We start from the raw sequence: 16,111 nt of genomic DNA on the forward strand, positions 1-16,111 counted from the left end.
TCGTGAGCGCGATGCCCTCAGGCAGGCAACCCCTGCGGCAGCGCTCCCCGCCCCTTCCGGCACCTCACTGCATCCGCCGGGGCCTGCCCCGGACCTCTCAGCAGAGGAGTCGAATCCCCATGGTCAAGCAGCCCGTCCGCCGAGTCCGTCACTCTTCGCGCAGCAGCGAGTCCGACCGCAAGAACGCCGCCGCCGCCCTCCAGCGTGCGCTGGACCGCAGGGACAACGGCGGCGCCACCGGGCACTGAGCCGGTGATCAGCGTCCGCGCTGGATCTCGAAGTGGTCGACGCGCTCACCCGTCTCGGCGAGCGCGCTGACCTTCATCCTCGGGCGGTGGCCGGTCTCGACCTCCACCGCGAGGAACGAGTAGTTGGTGTAACGGACCCGGGACCACTCCACGGTCTCGGTGACCTTCGCGCCGCCCTTGGCCCAGTGATAGGTGTCCACGCTGTCGCGGTCCGCGACATGGCCCTCGTACGAGTCGGGCACCGGGAAGCTGTACAGCGAACGGCCCGCCGCACCGGCCGTGACGTACACGATGCCGTCCCGGGTCGGGTCGGTGCGCTCACCGATCGCGACCTTGCGGCCGACCTTGTTGCCCTTGATGGCGTCGGTGCGCTCGTACACATGGTTGTGTCCGTTGATCACCAGGTCCACCTGGTGCTTCTCGAACAGCGGCACCCACGCGTCGCGCACACCGCCCTCCGAGGCGTGCGAGCTGGTCGTCGAGAACGCGCAGTGGTGGAAGAAGACCACGATGAAGTCGACGGCGTGATGGGCGCGCAGTTCACCCAGGCGCCGGTCCAGCCACCGGGTCTGACCGCCGCCGCTGATGCCGAAGTTGGCCGGGATCTCGTACGAGACGTCGTTCGCGTCGAGGGCCACCACGCCGACGTTGCCGTGCACGAAGGAGTAGACGCCGGGCTGGTTCACCGGGTCGGGTCCGTTGGACGGCAGCGACCAGCGGGCGTTCTGGCCGCCGTAGCCCTGCGGCGAGTACCAGGCCTCCATGTCGTGGTTGCCGGTCGTCACCATCCACGGCACGGTCTTGGCCACCGACTCGGTCTGCGCCAGGAACTGGTCCCAGGTGCGCGCGTCGTACTGGTCGGAGGACTGGCCCGAGCCCGACGGGTCGGCGTAGCAGATGTCGCCCGCGTGCAGGTGGAAGGCCGGGTTCTGGCCCAGGATCACCTGGTCGTTGCCCAGCGCGTGGTAGCTGACGCCCTGGTCGCCGAAGGCCGTGAAGGTGAAGTTCTCGGGGTGCGCGGGAGCCGTGGTGAAGGTGCCGAGCGTGCCCAGGTTGCGGCGGTCCGCCGGGTCGAAGCCGTCGTGGCCGACCCCGTAGTAGTACGTCTGACCCGGCCGCAGCCGGTCCAGGCCCGCGTGCACGTAGAACTGCTCGGCCGCCGCGATCTTCCCGCCGTTCAGCGCGGGCGTCGTCAGGTGGCGCACCTCCGCGTCGATCCGCCGGCTCAGCGACCACGGGCTCGTGCCGACGCGGATGTACGGCTTGCGCACCGCGAAGGGGACCTGCCACGAGACGCGCATCTGCGTCTTGGGGTCGGCCCCGTACGCGAGGTGGCGGCCGAACGGCGCGGCCAGCGAACCGTCCACCCTGGTGCGGGAGTTGGCGGTGAGGGCGGTCGGCGCCGCGAACGCGGGCGAGGCCGCCCCGGCCGTGGCGACACCGGCGCCGGCGACCGCGGCGGTGGCCGCGGTGGTGCGCAGCACTCCGCGCCGGGTCAGTTTGGCGCGCAGGTACTCGTGCTGCTCGGCCATGCTCATGCGCTCGGCGAGCCGGTCGGGGATGCCGAATCTCGGGATGTCCATGGCGAAAACGTCCTCCTTCGAGTCGACGCGATTCTCACGGAACGGTGAACGCGAGGCGTACAACTGGCCACACGACGCCCCGAAGAGAAGACGTCCGTCCACATCATGGACATCGGGTGTCAATGGCTGGGACGGCGAGTAGGGTTCCCCCATGTCGGCAAGTTCTCGCAGCATCAATCTCGCAGTGATCCCCGGTGACGGCATCGGCCAGGAGGTCGTGGCCCAGGGCCTCAAGGTCCTCAGCGCCGTCCTCCCGCAGGATGTGAAGCTGGAGACCAAGGAGTTCGACTTCGGCGCGCGGCGCTACCACGCCACCGGTGAGACGCTCACCGACGCCGACGTCGAGGCCCTCAAGCAGCACGACGCGATCCTGCTCGGCGCGATCGGCGACCCCTCGGTCCCGTCCGGCGTCCTGGAGCGCGGCTTCCTGCTGAAGCTCCGCTTCCTCTTCGACCACCACGTCAACCTCCGGCCCAGCAGGCTGCTCCCCGGCGTCGCCACCCCGCTCGCCGGTCAGCCCGAGATCGACTTCGTCGTCGTGCGGGAGGGCACCGAGGGCCCGTACACCGGCAACGGCGGCTCGATCCGCACCGGCACGCCGCACGAGGTCGCCACCGAGGTCTCGGTCAACACCGCCTTCGGTGTCGAGCGCGTGGTCAGGGACGCCTTCGCCCGCGCCCAGGCCCGCCCGCGCAAGAAGCTGACGCTGGTCCACAAGAACAACGTCCTCACCTACGCGGGACACCTGTGGACCAACATCTTCAGCCAGGTGGCCGAGGAGTTCCCCGAGGTCACCACCGACTACCTGCACGTGGACGCGGCGACGATCTTCCTCGTCACCGACCCCGCGCGGTTCGACGTGATCGTCACCGACAACCTCTTCGGCGACATCATCACCGACCTCGCCGCGGCCGTCTCCGGCGGCATCGGCGTCGCGGCCTCCGGCAACATCAACCCGAGCGGCGAGTTCCCGTCGATGTTCGAGCCGGTGCACGGCTCCGCGCCGGACATCGCGGGGCAGGGCAAGGCCGACCCCACGGCCACCGTCCTCTCCGTCGCGCTGCTCCTGCGCCACCTCGGGTACGAGGCCGAGGCCGCCCGCATCGAGGCCGCCGTCTCCGAGGACCTCGCTGCCCGCGGCGACACGGTCCGCAGCACGGACGAGATCGGCGACGCGCTCGCCGTACGGGTAGCCGGCTGACCCCGCGGCTCCCTCACGTAACAGCCGCCGGGTTCGCTTTTGACCCCGGCGGCTTTTCGCATGCGGCCACCGGGTGACACCATCAACCCCGGACCGCACATCACGCCGTTATGTCCAAGGCCCCACCAAGAGCGATAATCGAACGTGGGCCGCGGCATGCGGAGCAGCTCGGACGTCCAGGCACAGGCAGCGGCGTGAGCGCGGTCCGTCACTATCCACCGGTGAAGGACACAGCACTCATGACGACGCCCACGATCGAGCTCAAGCCCACCTCGCACCCGCTGTCCGACGCGGAGCGCGAGGCGATCCTGGCCAGCCCCGGTTTCGGCCGCCACTTCACCGACAACATGGTGACGGTCCGCTGGACCGAGGGCCGCGGCTGGCACGACGCCCAGCTCGTGCCGTACGCCCCGCTGTCCATGGACCCGGCCAACATGACGCTGCACTACGCGCAGACGATCTTCGAGGGCCTCAAGGCCTACCGCCAGCCCGACGGCACGGTCGCCACCTTCCGGCCCGAGGCCAACGCCGAGCGCTTCCAGAACTCGGCCCGCCGCATCGCGATGCCCGAGCTGCCGGCCGACCTGTTCATCGCGGCCTGCGACGCCCTGGTCCAGCAGGACAAGGCGTGGGTCCCGGCCACCGGCGAGGCCTCCCTCTACCTGCGCCCCTTCATGATCGCGACCGAGGTCGGCCTCGGGGTGCGCCCGGCGAACGAGTACCTGTTCATCGTGATCGCCTCCCCGGCCGGTGCCTACTTCCCGGGCGGCGTGAAGCCCGTCTCGGTGTGGCTGTCCGAGGAGTACGTCCGCGCCGTCAAGGGCGGCACCGGCGCGGCCAAGACCGGCGGCAACTACGCGGCCTCCCTGGTCGCCCAGGCCGAGGCCGCCCAGCACGGCTGCGACCAGGTCGTCTGGCTGGACGCCGTGGAGCACCGCTGGATCGAGGAAATGGGGGGCATGAACCTGTACTTCGTGTACGGCGACAAGATCGTCACCCCCGAGCTGACCGGCTCGCTCCTGCCCGGCATCACCCGCGACTCCCTCCTGAAGATCGCCCGTGACCTCGGGTACGAGGCCGTCGAGGGCCGTATCTCCACGGACGACTGGAAGCGCGACAACGAGAACGGCACGCTCACCGAGGTCTTCGCCTGCGGCACCGCCGCGGTGATCACCCCGGTCGGCTCGGTGAAGTCGGCCCGCGCCAACTGGACGCAGGGTGACGGTGAGCCGGGCGAGGTCACGATGAAGCTCCGCAAGGCGCTGCTCGACCTGCAGACCGGGGTCGCCCCGGACCCGCACGGCTGGATGCACCCGCTGGGCTAGGTTTCTCGGGCCCGCCCCCGGCACCCCCGCGGTTTCCCGCGCCCCAAGGGCGTTGGCCCCGCGCGATGCTCAGCTCTCCACCAGGGCCGCCTCGGACTCCGTGTCCTGGGCGGCCCTTTCGGTTGCCCGGGGCCGCGCCGTCAGGGCGGCGTACGCCAGGCCTCCCACCACGCCCGACAGCAGGAAGCTGCAATCGACCCCGCCGGTCCAACGGAGCAGCGGCCCCTGGTAGTTGGGCAGGGAGACGGCGAGCAGGCCCACGCCCGCGCCGAGCGCCCAGGAGCTTACGGCGCGCGGGTTCCAGCCCGCTCGGTACCAGTAGACGCCGCCCCGCGAGCGGCGGTTGAAGACCTGGAGGGCGTCGGCGTCGTACACGCCGCGACAGCGCACGAAGCCGATCAGGGTGATCACCGCCCAGGGGGTGCCGATCGCCGTGAGCAGCAGGACGAACGAGGTCATCGCGGCCTGCGCGTCCCAGGCGAAGTGGCCCGCGAAGACGCACACCGTCGCGACGGCGGCCACCGCGAACGTGGCCTGGGTGCGCGAGGCCCGGGGCAGGATGGCGTCCAGGTCGAGCCCCATCGAGTACAGCATCAGGCCCGCGTTGCCCACAGAGCCCGTGGAGGCCGCGAGCAGCAGCGGCACCAGGTACCAGCCGGGGGCCGCGGCGACCAGCGGGCCCGCGTAGTCGGTGGCCGCCCGGGCCGCGTACGCCGTGAACGTGCCGAAGAGCTGGGGGACCAGCAGGCCCGCGGTCAGGCCGAGCCAGGTGGCGTGCAGGACGCGGCGCGGGCGGTGCCGGGCCGGTGAGATGTAGCGCGTGTAGTCGCCGAGCAGCGTGATGAAGGCGATCGGGCCGCTCAGTCCGGCCGCGACGAGCGCGAGCAGCCAGGTCGGCCAGAACGAGCCGAGCAGATAGCCGCCCGCGCCGGGCAGCGCCGCGGTGGTGAAGTGCGGGGCGTACGCGGCGACTCCGAGGGCGAGCAGCGCCGTCATGACCACGGCCAGGACGCGCGAGAGACGCAGCAGCACCCGGTAGCCGTAGACCGCGCCCACGACGGTGGCCCCGGCGAGTACGGCGTACACGATCGAGTACGAGACACCGCCGGTCGGCAGGCCGAACAGGCGGTGCAGGACGCCCGTCATCGCGTCCCCGCCGATCCACACGGTCAGCGCGGTGTAGCCGAGGGAGAGCAGCAGGCCCACGACCGAGCCCACCAGCCGTCCGCGCACGCCGAATTGGGCGCCCGACGACGTGGACAGGTTGGTCGCCGTGCGCAGCGAGACGAGGGCGAGCGGCGCCGTCAGGACAGTGCCGACCGCCGTGCCCGCCACGATCGCGCCGACCGAGGCCCACCAGCCGAGGCCGAAGGAGACCGGCAGCCAGCCGAAGACGATCACGCCGAGGCAGAGGTTGGAGCCGAGCAGGATGGAGACGAGATCGCGCGGCCCGCTGGTGCGTTCCGCTTCCGGGATCGTGTCGACTCCGCGCTGTTCTATGGGCATGCGGGTGCCTCTCACTCTCGGGGGGTTTGAGTGGCGCTCAATGTGACCCATGCCAAGCCATGCCGTCAATGCTTCCCGTCTTTGAAATCTCTGGTTAGAGTGACGTTCAAACAGGAGGTGTGGTGGCGTGCGACTGACCCCGACGGAGCGTGACCGGCTGCTGCTGTTCGGCGCCGCGGAACTGGCCCGGGCCCGCAGGGCCCGCGGGCTCCGGCTGAACGTGCCCGAGGCGACCGCGCTGATCGCGGACACCGTCTGCGAGGCGGCCCGCGACGGCAGGCGGCTCGCCGAGGCCGTCGCGGCGGCCCGCGCCGTGCTCGGCCCCGACGACGTGCTGCCCGGCGTGGCCGACGTGGTCACCGAGGTGCATGTGGAGGCCGTCTTCGACGACGGCTCCCGGCTCGCGGTGGTCTCCGACCCGATCGGCGGCACGGCGGGCCCCGAGGCGCCCGGCGCGCTGCTGCCCGGCGAGGGCTACGAGGAGGCCGCCCCCGCGGTGCGGCTCACCGTGACCAACACCGCCACCGTGCCGGTCTCGGTCACCTCGCACTTCCACTTCTTCGAGGCCAACCCGCGGCTCGCCTTCGACCGTGCCGCCGCCTACGGCATGCGGCTGTGCGTGCCCGCCGGGTCCTCGGTGCGGTTCGGGCCGGGCGAGAGCGCGGAGGTCGGCCTCGTCCCCCTCGGCGGCGACCGGATCGCGATCGGCTTCGCGGGCCTCGTCGACGGCCCGCTGGATGCGCCCGGCGCGCGCGAGGAGGCCCTGCGCAGGGCCGCCGCCTGCGGATACCTGGGAGCCGGCCCGAGCGAGGGAGAGAAGTGATGGACCCGTACGAGTACGCCTCGGTGCACGGCCCGCGCGCCGGTGACCGCGTCCGGCTCGGGGACTCCGGCCTCACCGTGCGGGTGGAGTCCGACGCCCAGCGGCCCGGTGACGAGTTCCTGGCGGGCTTCGGCAAGACGGCCCGCGACGGGCTGCACCTGAAGGCGGCCGCGGTCCGCGAGACCTGCGACGTCGTCATCAGCAACGTCGTCGTGATCGACGCGGTGCAGGGCATCCGCAAGGTGTCCATCGGCATCCGCGAAGGGCGGATCTGCTCCATCGGGCGGGCCGGGAACCCCGACACCCTCGACGGCGTGGACGTGGTCGTGGGCACCGGCACCTCGATCGTCTCCGGTGAGGGGCTGATCGCCACCGCCGGAGCCGTCGACACCCACGTCCACCTGCTGTCGCCGCGCATCATGGAGGCCTCGCTCGCCTCCGGCGTCACCACGATCATCGGCCAGGAGTTCGGCCCGGTGTGGGGTGTCGGCGTCAACTCGCCCTGGGCGCTGCGCAACGCGTTCGCCGCGTTCGACGCCTGGCCGGTCAACATCGGTTTCCTGGGCCGGGGTTCGTCCTCCGACGGGGCGCCCCTGGTGGAGGCGCTCGCCGAGGGCGGGGCGTGCGGGTTCAAGGTCCACGAGGACATGGGCGCGCACACCCGGGCGCTGGACACGGCGCTGCGCGTCGCCGAGGAGCACGACGTCCAGGTCGCCCTGCACAGCGACGGACTGAACGAGTGCCTCACCGTCGAGGACACCCTCAAGGTGCTCGAAGGCCGCACCATCCACGCCTTCCACATCGAGGGCTGCGGCGGCGGCCACGTACCCAACGTCCTGAAGATGGCGGGCGTCCCGAACGTCATCGGCTCCTCCACCAACCCCACGCTGCCCTTCGGCCGGGACGCGGTCGCCGAGCACTACGGCATGATCGTCTCGGTCCACGACCTCAAGACCGATCTGCCGGGCGACGCGGCGATGGCCCGCGACCGCATCCGGGCCGGGACCATGGGCGCCGAGGACGTGCTGCACGACCTGGGCGCCATCGGCATCACCTCCTCCGACGCGCAGGGCATGGGCCGCGCGGGCGAGACCGTACGCCGCACCTTCGCGATGGCCGGGAAGATGAAGGCCGAACTCGGCCCGCTGGAGGGCGACGGACCCGGCGACGACAACGCGCGCGTCCTGCGCTACATGGCGAAGCTGACCATCAACCCGGCCATCGCGCACGGGCTCTCGCACGAGATCGGCTCCATCGAGGTCGGCAAGATGGCCGACATCGTGCTGTGGCGGCCCGCCTACTTCGGCGCCAAGCCGCAGATGGTCCTCAAGTCCGGCTTCCCCGCCTGGGGCGTCACGGGCGACCCCAACGCGGCCACCGACACCTGTGAACCCCTCGTGCTCGGCCCGCTGTTCGGCGCCCACGGCGCCACCCCGGCCGAGCTGTCCGTCGCCTTCGTGGCGAAGGCCGCCCTCGACCAGGGCGGCGACCAGTTGCCCACCCGCCGCCGCCGGGTCGCCGTGCGCGGCACCCGGGGCATCGGCCCGGCCGACCTCCTGCTCAACTCCCGTACCGGATCCGTCGGCGTGGACGGCCGCACCGGGCTCGTCACCCTCGACGGGGACCCGCTGCGCTCCGAACCGGCCGACTCCGTCTCCCTCAACCGCCTCTACTTCCTGTAAGGACCACCCTGATGTCTGCTGCCGCCGACGGCTTCCGCATGCCCGCCGAGTGGGCCCCGCACGAGCGGACCTGGATGGCCTGGCCGGGCCCCAACGTCACCTTCCCGAACGAGACCGAGCTCGCCCGGTCCCGCGCCGCCTGGGCCGCGGTCGCCCGCGCGGTACGCCGCTTCGAACCGGTCACCATGGTGGTCGGACCCGGCCAGGCCGAAGGGGCCCGCGCGCTGCTCGGCCCCGACATCGAGCTCGTCGAGCGCGAACTCGACGACGCCTGGATGCGGGACATCGGCCCCACCTTCCTCACCGACGGCACGGGCCAACTGGCCGCCGTGGACTGGACGTTCAACGGCTGGGGCGCGCAGGACTGGGCGACCTGGGAGCACGACGCGAAGATCGGCGCGCACGTCTCGGACCTGGCCGGGGCGCGCACGTACACCTCGCGCCTGGTCAACGAGGGCGGCGCGATCCACGTGGACGGCGAGGGCACGGTGCTGCTCACCGAGACCGTCCAGCTCGGACCCGAGCGCAACCCCGACTGGACGCGGGAGGAGGTCGAGACCGAGATCCACGCCATGCTCGGCACCCGCAAGGCCATCTGGTTGCGGCGCGGCCTGACCGCCGACTACCCGCCGCACGGCTACGGCACGCTCGGCCACGTCGACATCGTGGCCGCCTTCGCCCGGCCCGGCGTCGTGGTCGCCCACACCCAGCCCGACCCGGCCCACCCCGACCACGAGCTCTGCAAGGAGAACGTGGCCCTGCTCCGCTCCCAGACCGACGCCCGCGGCCGCTCCCTCGACGTCGTGGAGATCCCCGCGCCGACGGTGGTCGCGGACGAGGAGGGCTGGGTGGACTACTCCTACATCAACCACTACCTGTGCAACGGCGGCGTGGTCCTGTGCGCCTTCGACGACCCGCGCGACGAGAACGCCGCGGGCATCTTCCGCCGCCTGTTCCCCGACCGCACGGTGACCCTGGTCGACGCCCGCACGATCTTCGCGGGCGGCGGCGGAATCCACTGCATCACACAGCAGCAGCCGAGGGTATGACGCGGTCGGCCGCGCGGGCTCGCCATCTCCTGGTGACCACGGGCCGCGTGGCCCGGCCGGGGCGGGGGATCAGGTAGAACATACGGGTGAACGCATCCCGCCGCCGTAACACCGCCCCGCCCCGCGAGGAGGTGCTCGTCGCCGCCATGGGCACCATCGCCGAGCGCGGGCTCGACGGGCTCACCATGGCCGGGCTCGGGCGGGAGGTCGGGATGTCCAGCGGGCATCTGCTCTACTACTTCCGCTCCAAGGACGAGCTGCTGCTCCAGACCCTGGAGTGGAGCGAGGGGCGGCTCGGGGACGAGCGGCGCGCGCTGCTCGCCCGGCCCGGCACCGTCCGCGAGCGCCTGGACGCCTACACCGACCTCTACGTCCCCGACGGGCCCCGCGACCCGCACTGGATCCTGTGGCTCGAGGTCTGGAACCGCTCGCAGAACGCCGATGTCACCGCCCGCGCCCGGCAGGCCGCCATCGAGGGCGCCTGGCACCGCGACCTGGTCGCGATAGTCGCCGAGGGCGTCTCGCGCGGCGAGTTCCGCCCGGTGGACGCCGACCGCTTCGCGACCCGGCTGCGCGCCCTGCTCGACGGCTTCAGCGTGCATGTGGCGGTCGGTCTGCCCGGTACCGGACGGGCCCAAGTCCTCGATCACGTGAGGGAGTTCGTGGACGAGTCGCTCATGCGGGGAACGCAACGCACGTAAGTAGGCCCGATCGTTGCGCCCGCACGCCTTGTCGGCCGCGCGGGCCTGCGCCAACGTGAGCGTCCATGGGACGAGAGCACTGGAAGAAGATCTGGGTCGGTTCGGCCGGCAACATGGTCGAGTGGTTCGACTGGTTCGTGTACGCCACGTTCGCCGTGTACTTCGCGGACGCGTTCTTCCCGAAGGGCAACGAGACCGCCAACCTCATGAACACCATGGGGATCTTCGCGGTCGGCTTCTTCATGCGGCCGGTCGGCGGCTGGCTGCTCGGCCGGATCGGTGACCGCAGGGGCCGCAAGGCGGCCCTCACCCTGACCGTCACCCTGATGTCCGCCTCCGCGATCCTGATCGCCGTCGCCCCCACGTACGCGGTCGCCGGATACGGGGGAGTGGCCGTTCTCCTGGTGGCCCGGCTCCTGCAAGGGCTCTCCGTCGGCGGTGAGTACGCGGCCAGTGCCACCTACCTCACCGAGGCGTCCGACCCGAAGAAGCGCGGCTTCGCCTCCAGCTTCCAGTACGTGTCGATGACCGCGGGCCAGCTCCTCGGCCTCGGCCTCCAGATCGTCATGCAGCGCAACCTCTCGGACGCGGCCCTGCACAGCTGGGGCTGGCGCGTCCCCTTCATCGTGGGCGCGCTCGGCGCGGCCGTCGTCTTCTACCTGCGCCGCTCCATGCTGGAGACCGAGGTGTACGAGGAATCCGGCGCGGCCCGGGACGAGGACCGGGGCACCCTGAAGGCGCTGTGGGCGCACAAGCGCGAGGCGCTCCTGGTCATGGCGCTCACCATGGGCGGCACGGTGGCGTACTACACGTACACGACATACCTGACGAAGTTCCTGTCCAAGAGCGCGGGCATGGACAAGTCGACCGCCTCGCTCGTCAGCTTCTGCGCGCTGTTCGTGTTCATGTGCCTGCAACCGGCGGCGGGCGCGCTGTCCGACCGGATCGGGCGCCGCCCGCTCCTGATCACCTTCGCGGTCGGCTCCACCTTCCTGACCGTGCCGATCATGACGATGCTCAAGCACGCGGGCACCTTCTGGCCGGCCTTCGGCCTGGCCCTGCTCGCCCTGGTCGTGGTCACCGGCTACACCTCGATCAACGCCTGTGTGAAGGCCGAGCTCTTCCCCACCGGCATCCGCGCCCTCGGCGTCGCGCTGCCGTACGCCATCGCCAACGCCCTGTTCGGCGGGACGGCCGAGTACGTGGCGCTCTGGTTCAAGCAGGCGGGCATCGAGTCCGGCTTCTACTGGTACGTGGCGGGCTGCGCCGCGGTGTCGCTGGTCGTGTACGTGACCATGCGCGAGACGCGCGACATCGATCTCAACCGGGTCAAGGACGCGCCCCCGGCGGAGCGGGCCCAGCCGGTCGCCTCGAAATAGTGCAGGTCGCGGGAGGCGCCCGGATGGTGAGACCCCACCTCCGGGTCCTGGACCCATGTGGCAGACTGCCAGCGTGCTCGCTTCCGACATGATTATGGACAGCAGCGCGCCGGTCCGCAGTGATCGCTGAACCGTGGCACCACCCGCGGCAGCCCTCATCGTGCCCCAGACCCGCGCGCAGACCTCTCGCACCCGCGAGGGGTCTTTTCGTTTACCGGCCCCACCCGGGCCGGGGCGAGGAGCGCGGCGACGGGGGCAAGTGGAGCCATGAGTTCGGAGCCACTCACCCGACAGGAGTCAGATCAGCATGACGAGCAACGAGGCGAACGAAGCCGCCGAGGAGAGTCTGCTCGCCGGCCTCCCGGTCGACGACAGCTTCCATGTCTTCGACACGACGCTGCGCGACGGTGCGCAGCGTGAGGGCATCAACCTCACCGTCGCGGACAAGCTGACGATCGCCCGGCATCTGGACGAGTTCGGGGTGGGCTTCATCGAGGGTGGCTGGCCCGGTGCCAATCCGCGTGACACGGAGTTCTTCGCGCGGGCCCGTCAGGAGATCAGCTTCCGCAATGCCCAGCTCGTGGCCTTTGGTGCGACTCGCCGTGCGGGTGGCCGGGCTGCCGAGGACCCGCAGGTGCGGGCCCTGCTGGCATCGGGCGCCCCGGTGATCACGCTGGTCGCCAAGGCACACGACCGGCATGTCGAGCTGGCGCTGCGCACCACCTTGGACGAGAACCTGGAGATGGTCCGCGACACCGTCACCCACCTGCGTGAGCAGGGCCGCCGGGTCTTCGTGGACTGTGAGCACTTCTTCGACGGGTACAAGGCGAACCCGGAGTACGCCAAGGCCGTCGTGCGCGCCGCCAGTGAGTCCGGCGCCGACGTCGTCATCCTGTGCGACACCAACGGCGGCATGCTCCCCGCCCAGATCCAGGCCGTCGTCGCCACCGTGCTCGCCGACACCGGCGCCCGGCTGGGCATCCACGCCCAGGACGACACGGGGTGCGCGGTCGCCAACACGCTGGCCGCGGTCGACGCGGGCGCCACCCACGTCCAGTGCACCGCCAACGGCTACGGCGAGCGCGTCGGCAACGCCAACCTGTTCCCCGTGGTCGCCGCCCTGGAGCTCAAGTACGGCAAGTCCGTGCTGCCCAAGGGCGCGCTCGCCGAGATGACCCGGATCTCGCACGCCATCGCCGAGGTGGTCAACCTCGCGCCCTCCACGCACCAGCCCTACGTCGGCGTCTCCGCCTTCGCCCACAAGGCGGGCCTGCACGCCTCCGCGATCAAGGTCGACCCCGATCTCTACCAGCACATCGACCCGGGCCTGGTCGGCAACCACATCCGGATGCTGGTCTCCGACATGGCCGGGCGCGCCTCCATCGAGCTCAAGGGCAAGGAACTCGGCGTCGACCTCGGCACCGACCGCGAGGTCGTCGCCCGGGTCGTGGAGCGGGTCAAGGCCCGCGAACTCCAGGGCTACACCTACGAGGCCGCCGACGCCTCCTTCGAACTGCTGCTGCGCGACGAGGTCGAGGGCGGCCCGCGCGACTACTTCCGCATCGAGTCGTACCAGGCGATCATCGAGACGCTCAAGGACGGCACCCACGCCAACGGCGCCACCGTGAAGTTCTGGGTCGGCGGCGAGCGCATCATCGTCACCGCCGAGGGCAACGGCCCGGTCAACGCGATGGACTCCGCGCTGCTCCAGGGCCTGGAGCGGTTCTACCCGCAGGTCGCCAAGTTCGAGCTGGTGGACTACAAGGTCCGCACCCTGGAGGGCAAGCACGGCACCGCCTCCACCACCCGCGTCCTGATCACCACCACGGACGGCACGGGCGAGTGGACGACGGTCGGCGCCGGCCCCAACGTCATCGCCGCCTCCTGGGAGGCCCTCCAGGACGCCTACACCTACGGTCTGCTCCGGGCCGGAACCCAGCCGCAGCGCTGACCGCGCGCCGGGGGAGCGGGCTCCGCGCTCCCCCGGGCCCCGTCCGCGGCAAAGACGCGGCACCCCGAGCGCTCCACCCCGTATGTCCGTTTCCGAGCGGCCTCGGGTAGCGTCGGGACCATGAGGCTCAGGGTTTTGACCGCACTCTCCGCCGTAGCGCTCGCCGCGCTGGTCACGGCGGGCCCCGCCATGGCGGCCACCGGCGCGTCCGACGTGGCCGACCAGCTCAAGAAGAGCCCGGTCTACGTGGATCCCGGGGCCGCGAACCAGCTCAGCCCGGCCCAGGCGGACGCCCTGGCCAAGAAGATCAAGGACGCCGACAAGCCGCTGTTCGTGGCCGTGCTCCCCAACAGCACCGCGTTCCCCAAGGACTCGATCCTGCGGAACCTGCGCACGGACACCGGAGTCACCGGCCTGTACGCGATCCGGCTCGGTGACGCCTTCACCTCCGGCGCCGACAGCAAGGTCATGTCCAGGCAGGCCGTGCAGAACCTGAACAGCGCCGTGCGCGCCCCCGGCACCGGCGGCGACGCGGCGACCCAGCTCAACGCGTTCGTCGACGGGGCGCTCCCGCAGATGAAGGGCCACGCCCCGGCCTCGTGGGGTGGCGGCTCCGGCTCCGGCGGCGGCGTGAACACCGGCGCGCTCGTCGGCGTGGGCGCGGTGGTCGTGGCGGGCGGCGCGGGTGCCTACGCCCTGGTCCGGCGCAACCGCAGGAAGAAGGCCGAGGAGGAGCGGGCCGCGCTCCAGCGCCTCCAGGTCGTCGTCGACGAGGACATCACCGCCTTCGGCGAGGAGCTCGACCGGCTCGACTTCCACCCGGCCGAGGCCGGCGCCGACGACGCGATGCGCGCCGACTACGAGCGCGCGCTCGACGCGTACGAGACCTCCAAGTCGCTGATGGCGAAGGCCGAGCGGCCCGCCGATGTGACGGCGGTGACCCAGGCCCTGGAGGACGGCCGGTTCTCGCTCGCCACGCTCGCCGCCCGCCGCGAGCACAGACCGCTGCCCGAGCGCCGCGCCCCCTGCTTCTTCGACCCGCGCCACGGACCCTCCGTCGAGGACGCCACCTGGACCCCGGCCGGCGGCGCGCCGCGCCAGGTCCCGGTGTGCCAGGCGGACGCCACCCGGCTGCGGGACGGCCAGGACCCGATGGTCCGCGAGGTCGACACCGACCAGGGCCGCCGCCCGTACTACGACGCGGGCCCGGCCTACGGCCCCTGGGCGGGCGGCTACTTCGGCGGCGGCATGCTGCCCGGCCTGCTGGTGGGCACGATGCTCGGCTCGATGCTGTCGACCCCGGCGTACGCGGCCGACTACGGTGCCGGTTCCTACGACGCGGGCTCCGGCTTCGACGGTGGCGACGTGTCGGGCGCCGACTTCAACTCCTCCGACTTCGGCGGCGGCTGGGGCGACGGGGGCGGCGGTGACGGCGGCGGTTTCGGCGGCGGCGACTGGTGACCCCGGCTGACCTGCCGATCGGCTGTTGACCCGCCCCGTTCCAGCGGGTGATAGTTGCGAGCCGCACATCCAGGGTTTTGGGGACACATTGCAAGCCGGGCACGAAGACGTCATGGCGGTCTGCGCCGACGCGGAGGCATTGCTGCGGGCGGGCCGCACCAGCGAGGCCCGCAAGGCCGCGCGGGCCGCGCTGTACGCGGACGGGCCGGACCCCCGCCTCTACGCGCTGCTCGGCCGCGCGCACGCCGCCGACGGCGGCGAGGAGCACACCGAGCGCGCCGAGGCCGTCTTCCGCGAGGGCCTCGCCACCTTCCCCGACGACCCGGTGCTGCTGGCGGCCCACGCGGCCGCCTTCGGACCCGAACCCGCCGCGGAATCAGGGCAGTCGGCGCCTTCGGCGAGGGTGCAGCGCCACGACGCGCGTCTCGTGCTGGCCGTCGTGGGACATCCGGCCGGCGCGGCCCAGCAGGCCTGCGCCCAGGCCCAGGCGCACCCCGCCGACGACCGGACCGCCGTCCTCGCCGAGACCCTCACCGCGCTCGCCCGTCCCGCGCGGGCCCCGCTGCGGCTCCTGGTACGGGCGCCGCTGACGGCCGGGTCGGCCTGCTGGCTGTGGTTCGCGGGCTGGCTGCTCGCCGTGGCCGCCCTGCACCTGCCGGTGGCTGCGGCGCTGCCCGCGCTGCTGGGACCGTCCCTGTTCCCGCTGCTGTACGGAGCGCTGCGCGCGGCCCGCCGCCGGGCGCTCGGCCGCACCCCGGTCGCGCCGCCGGTGCCGTCGCCCTACGCCGCGTTTCCCACGCTGCCGCGGGTCCCTCCGTACACCCTGCGCGAGAAGGCGACCGCGGCCGTGGTGCTCGGCCTGGTCGCCCTCGCGCTCGTGTCCTTCGCCGGCTACCTCGCGCGGCGGTAGCTGCCGCCGTCCCGGGTGCGGGCGAGGTGGCCGCCGGTCACCAGGAAGCGGCGCAGCGCCGGGAAGTCGTCGTGCACGGTGAGCAGCGCGTCGTTCACCTCGCGCTCGCTGTAGTCCCGCTCCCGGTCGAAGAGCGTCTCGGAGAGATGGGCGAGCAGCTGCTCACGCCGGGCGGTCCTGCGGGGGATCGCGTTCAGACGTCCCTGGGTGAAGAGGGCGCCGACGGAGGATCGGCCGGTGGCCGCGTTCTCGGACATACGGGCAGCCTCGTGCACCGGGGCCGGTCCGGCAA

14 protein-coding genes are annotated in these 16,111 nt (G+C 72.0%); 11 read left to right on the forward strand and 3 right to left on the reverse strand.

Going from position 1 to position 16,111, the window contains the following annotated elements:
• The first annotated feature begins 119 nt into the window (after positions 1–119).
• Positions 120–248: a hypothetical protein gene (locus DT019_RS40750; protein WP_114038331.1), complete on the forward strand. Its 129-nt coding sequence runs from the start codon at positions 120–122 to the stop codon at positions 246–248.
• Positions 249–256: 8 nt separating this feature from the next.
• Here the strand turns inward: DT019_RS40750 and DT019_RS20550 are convergent, their stop codons facing one another.
• The gene (locus DT019_RS20550; RefSeq protein WP_114038332.1) at positions 257–1,831 is read right to left on the reverse strand and encodes a purple acid phosphatase family protein; all 1,575 of its coding nucleotides are present in this window, start codon (positions 1,829–1,831) and stop codon (positions 257–259) included.
• A 151-nt stretch (positions 1,832–1,982) separates the two neighbouring features.
• Here DT019_RS20550 and DT019_RS20555 point away from each other — a divergent pair, with 151 nt between their 5' ends.
• Together DT019_RS20555 and DT019_RS20560 are read left to right on the forward strand one after the other, a co-directional pair.
• The gene (locus DT019_RS20555) at positions 1,983–3,032 is read left to right on the forward strand and encodes a 3-isopropylmalate dehydrogenase (protein WP_114038333.1); all 1,050 of its coding nucleotides are present in this window, start codon (positions 1,983–1,985) and stop codon (positions 3,030–3,032) included.
• Positions 3,033–3,271: 239 nt separating this feature from the next.
• Complete coding sequence (locus DT019_RS20560; protein ID WP_114038334.1) at positions 3,272–4,357, forward strand: branched-chain amino acid aminotransferase; 1,086 nt, start codon at positions 3,272–3,274, stop codon at positions 4,355–4,357.
• A 69-nt stretch (positions 4,358–4,426) separates the two neighbouring features.
• Here the strand turns inward: DT019_RS20560 and DT019_RS20565 are convergent, their stop codons facing one another.
• Positions 4,427–5,863: a cytosine permease gene (locus tag DT019_RS20565; RefSeq protein WP_114038335.1), complete on the reverse strand. Its 1,437-nt coding sequence runs from the start codon at positions 5,861–5,863 to the stop codon at positions 4,427–4,429.
• Positions 5,864–5,990: 127 nt separating this feature from the next.
• On the opposite strand from DT019_RS20565, the gene ureA reads away from it, so the two are divergent.
• The 8 genes from ureA (at position 5,991) to DT019_RS20605 (ending at position 15,819) form a co-directional block, all read left to right on the forward strand.
• The gene (ureA, locus tag DT019_RS20570) at positions 5,991–6,686 is read left to right on the forward strand and encodes an urease subunit gamma (RefSeq protein WP_114038336.1); all 696 of its coding nucleotides are present in this window, start codon (positions 5,991–5,993) and stop codon (positions 6,684–6,686) included.
• Positions 6,686–8,368: an urease subunit alpha gene (locus DT019_RS20575; protein WP_114038337.1), complete on the forward strand. Its 1,683-nt coding sequence runs from the start codon at positions 6,686–6,688 to the stop codon at positions 8,366–8,368. The genes ureA and DT019_RS20575 overlap by 1 nt, the downstream gene beginning before the upstream one ends.
• A gap of 11 nt (positions 8,369–8,379) precedes the next feature.
• A complete protein-coding gene (locus DT019_RS20580) occupies positions 8,380–9,417 on the forward strand; it encodes an agmatine/peptidylarginine deiminase (protein WP_189389757.1) in 1,038 nt (345 codons plus the stop codon).
• Between the two features lie 146 nt (positions 9,418–9,563).
• The gene (locus tag DT019_RS20585; RefSeq protein ID WP_114038372.1) at positions 9,564–10,118 is read left to right on the forward strand and encodes a TetR/AcrR family transcriptional regulator; all 555 of its coding nucleotides are present in this window, start codon (positions 9,564–9,566) and stop codon (positions 10,116–10,118) included.
• 65 nt (positions 10,119–10,183) lie between these two features.
• Positions 10,184–11,497, forward strand: a complete 1,314-nt coding sequence (locus tag DT019_RS20590) for an MFS transporter (protein ID WP_114038339.1) — start codon at positions 10,184–10,186, stop codon at positions 11,495–11,497.
• Between the two features lie 307 nt (positions 11,498–11,804).
• Positions 11,805–13,448: a citramalate synthase gene (gene cimA / locus DT019_RS20595; RefSeq protein WP_114038340.1), complete on the forward strand. Its 1,644-nt coding sequence runs from the start codon at positions 11,805–11,807 to the stop codon at positions 13,446–13,448.
• A 120-nt stretch (positions 13,449–13,568) separates the two neighbouring features.
• Positions 13,569–14,909: a hypothetical protein gene (locus DT019_RS20600; RefSeq protein WP_114038341.1), complete on the forward strand. Its 1,341-nt coding sequence runs from the start codon at positions 13,569–13,571 to the stop codon at positions 14,907–14,909.
• Positions 14,910–15,021: 112 nt separating this feature from the next.
• Positions 15,022–15,819: a tetratricopeptide repeat protein gene (locus tag DT019_RS20605; protein ID WP_114038342.1), complete on the forward strand. Its 798-nt coding sequence runs from the start codon at positions 15,022–15,024 to the stop codon at positions 15,817–15,819.
• Here DT019_RS20605 and DT019_RS20610 read toward each other — a convergent pair.
• Positions 15,801–16,076, reverse strand: coding sequence for a DUF2087 domain-containing protein (locus DT019_RS20610; RefSeq protein WP_114038343.1), 276 nt, complete (start codon positions 16,074–16,076; stop codon positions 15,801–15,803). The genes DT019_RS20605 and DT019_RS20610 overlap by 19 nt on opposite strands.
• Between the last annotated feature and the right edge of the window lie 35 nt (positions 16,077–16,111).

This window comes from Streptomyces sp. SDr-06, from assembly GCF_003324565.1.
Classification (GTDB): Bacteria; Actinomycetota; Actinomycetes; order Streptomycetales; family Streptomycetaceae; genus Streptomyces.

Bases quoted from the DNA above. Each gene is read 5' to 3' on its own strand.
- cimA (WP_114038340.1), top strand. From the start codon at position 11,805: ATGACGAGCAACGAGGCGAACGAAGCCGCCGAGGAGAGTCTGCTCGCC.
- DT019_RS20550 (WP_114038332.1), bottom strand. From the start codon at position 1,831: ATGGACATCCCGAGATTCGGCATCCCCGACCGGCTCGCCGAGCGCATG.
- DT019_RS20605 (WP_114038342.1), top strand. From the start codon at position 15,022: ATGGCGGTCTGCGCCGACGCGGAGGCATTGCTGCGGGCGGGCCGCACC.
- DT019_RS40750 (WP_114038331.1), top strand. From the start codon at position 120: ATGGTCAAGCAGCCCGTCCGCCGAGTCCGTCACTCTTCGCGCAGCAGC.
- DT019_RS20600 (WP_114038341.1), top strand. From the start codon at position 13,569: ATGAGGCTCAGGGTTTTGACCGCACTCTCCGCCGTAGCGCTCGCCGCG.
- DT019_RS20560 (WP_114038334.1), top strand. From the start codon at position 3,272: ATGACGACGCCCACGATCGAGCTCAAGCCCACCTCGCACCCGCTGTCC.
- DT019_RS20580 (WP_189389757.1), top strand. From the start codon at position 8,380: ATGTCTGCTGCCGCCGACGGCTTCCGCATGCCCGCCGAGTGGGCCCCG.
- DT019_RS20590 (WP_114038339.1), top strand. From the start codon at position 10,184: ATGGGACGAGAGCACTGGAAGAAGATCTGGGTCGGTTCGGCCGGCAAC.
- DT019_RS20565 (WP_114038335.1), bottom strand. From the start codon at position 5,863: ATGCCCATAGAACAGCGCGGAGTCGACACGATCCCGGAAGCGGAACGC.
- DT019_RS20555 (WP_114038333.1), top strand. From the start codon at position 1,983: ATGTCGGCAAGTTCTCGCAGCATCAATCTCGCAGTGATCCCCGGTGAC.
- DT019_RS20610 (WP_114038343.1), bottom strand. From the start codon at position 16,076: ATGTCCGAGAACGCGGCCACCGGCCGATCCTCCGTCGGCGCCCTCTTC.
- DT019_RS20585 (WP_114038372.1), top strand. From the start codon at position 9,564: ATGGGCACCATCGCCGAGCGCGGGCTCGACGGGCTCACCATGGCCGGG.
- DT019_RS20575 (WP_114038337.1), top strand. From the start codon at position 6,686: ATGGACCCGTACGAGTACGCCTCGGTGCACGGCCCGCGCGCCGGTGAC.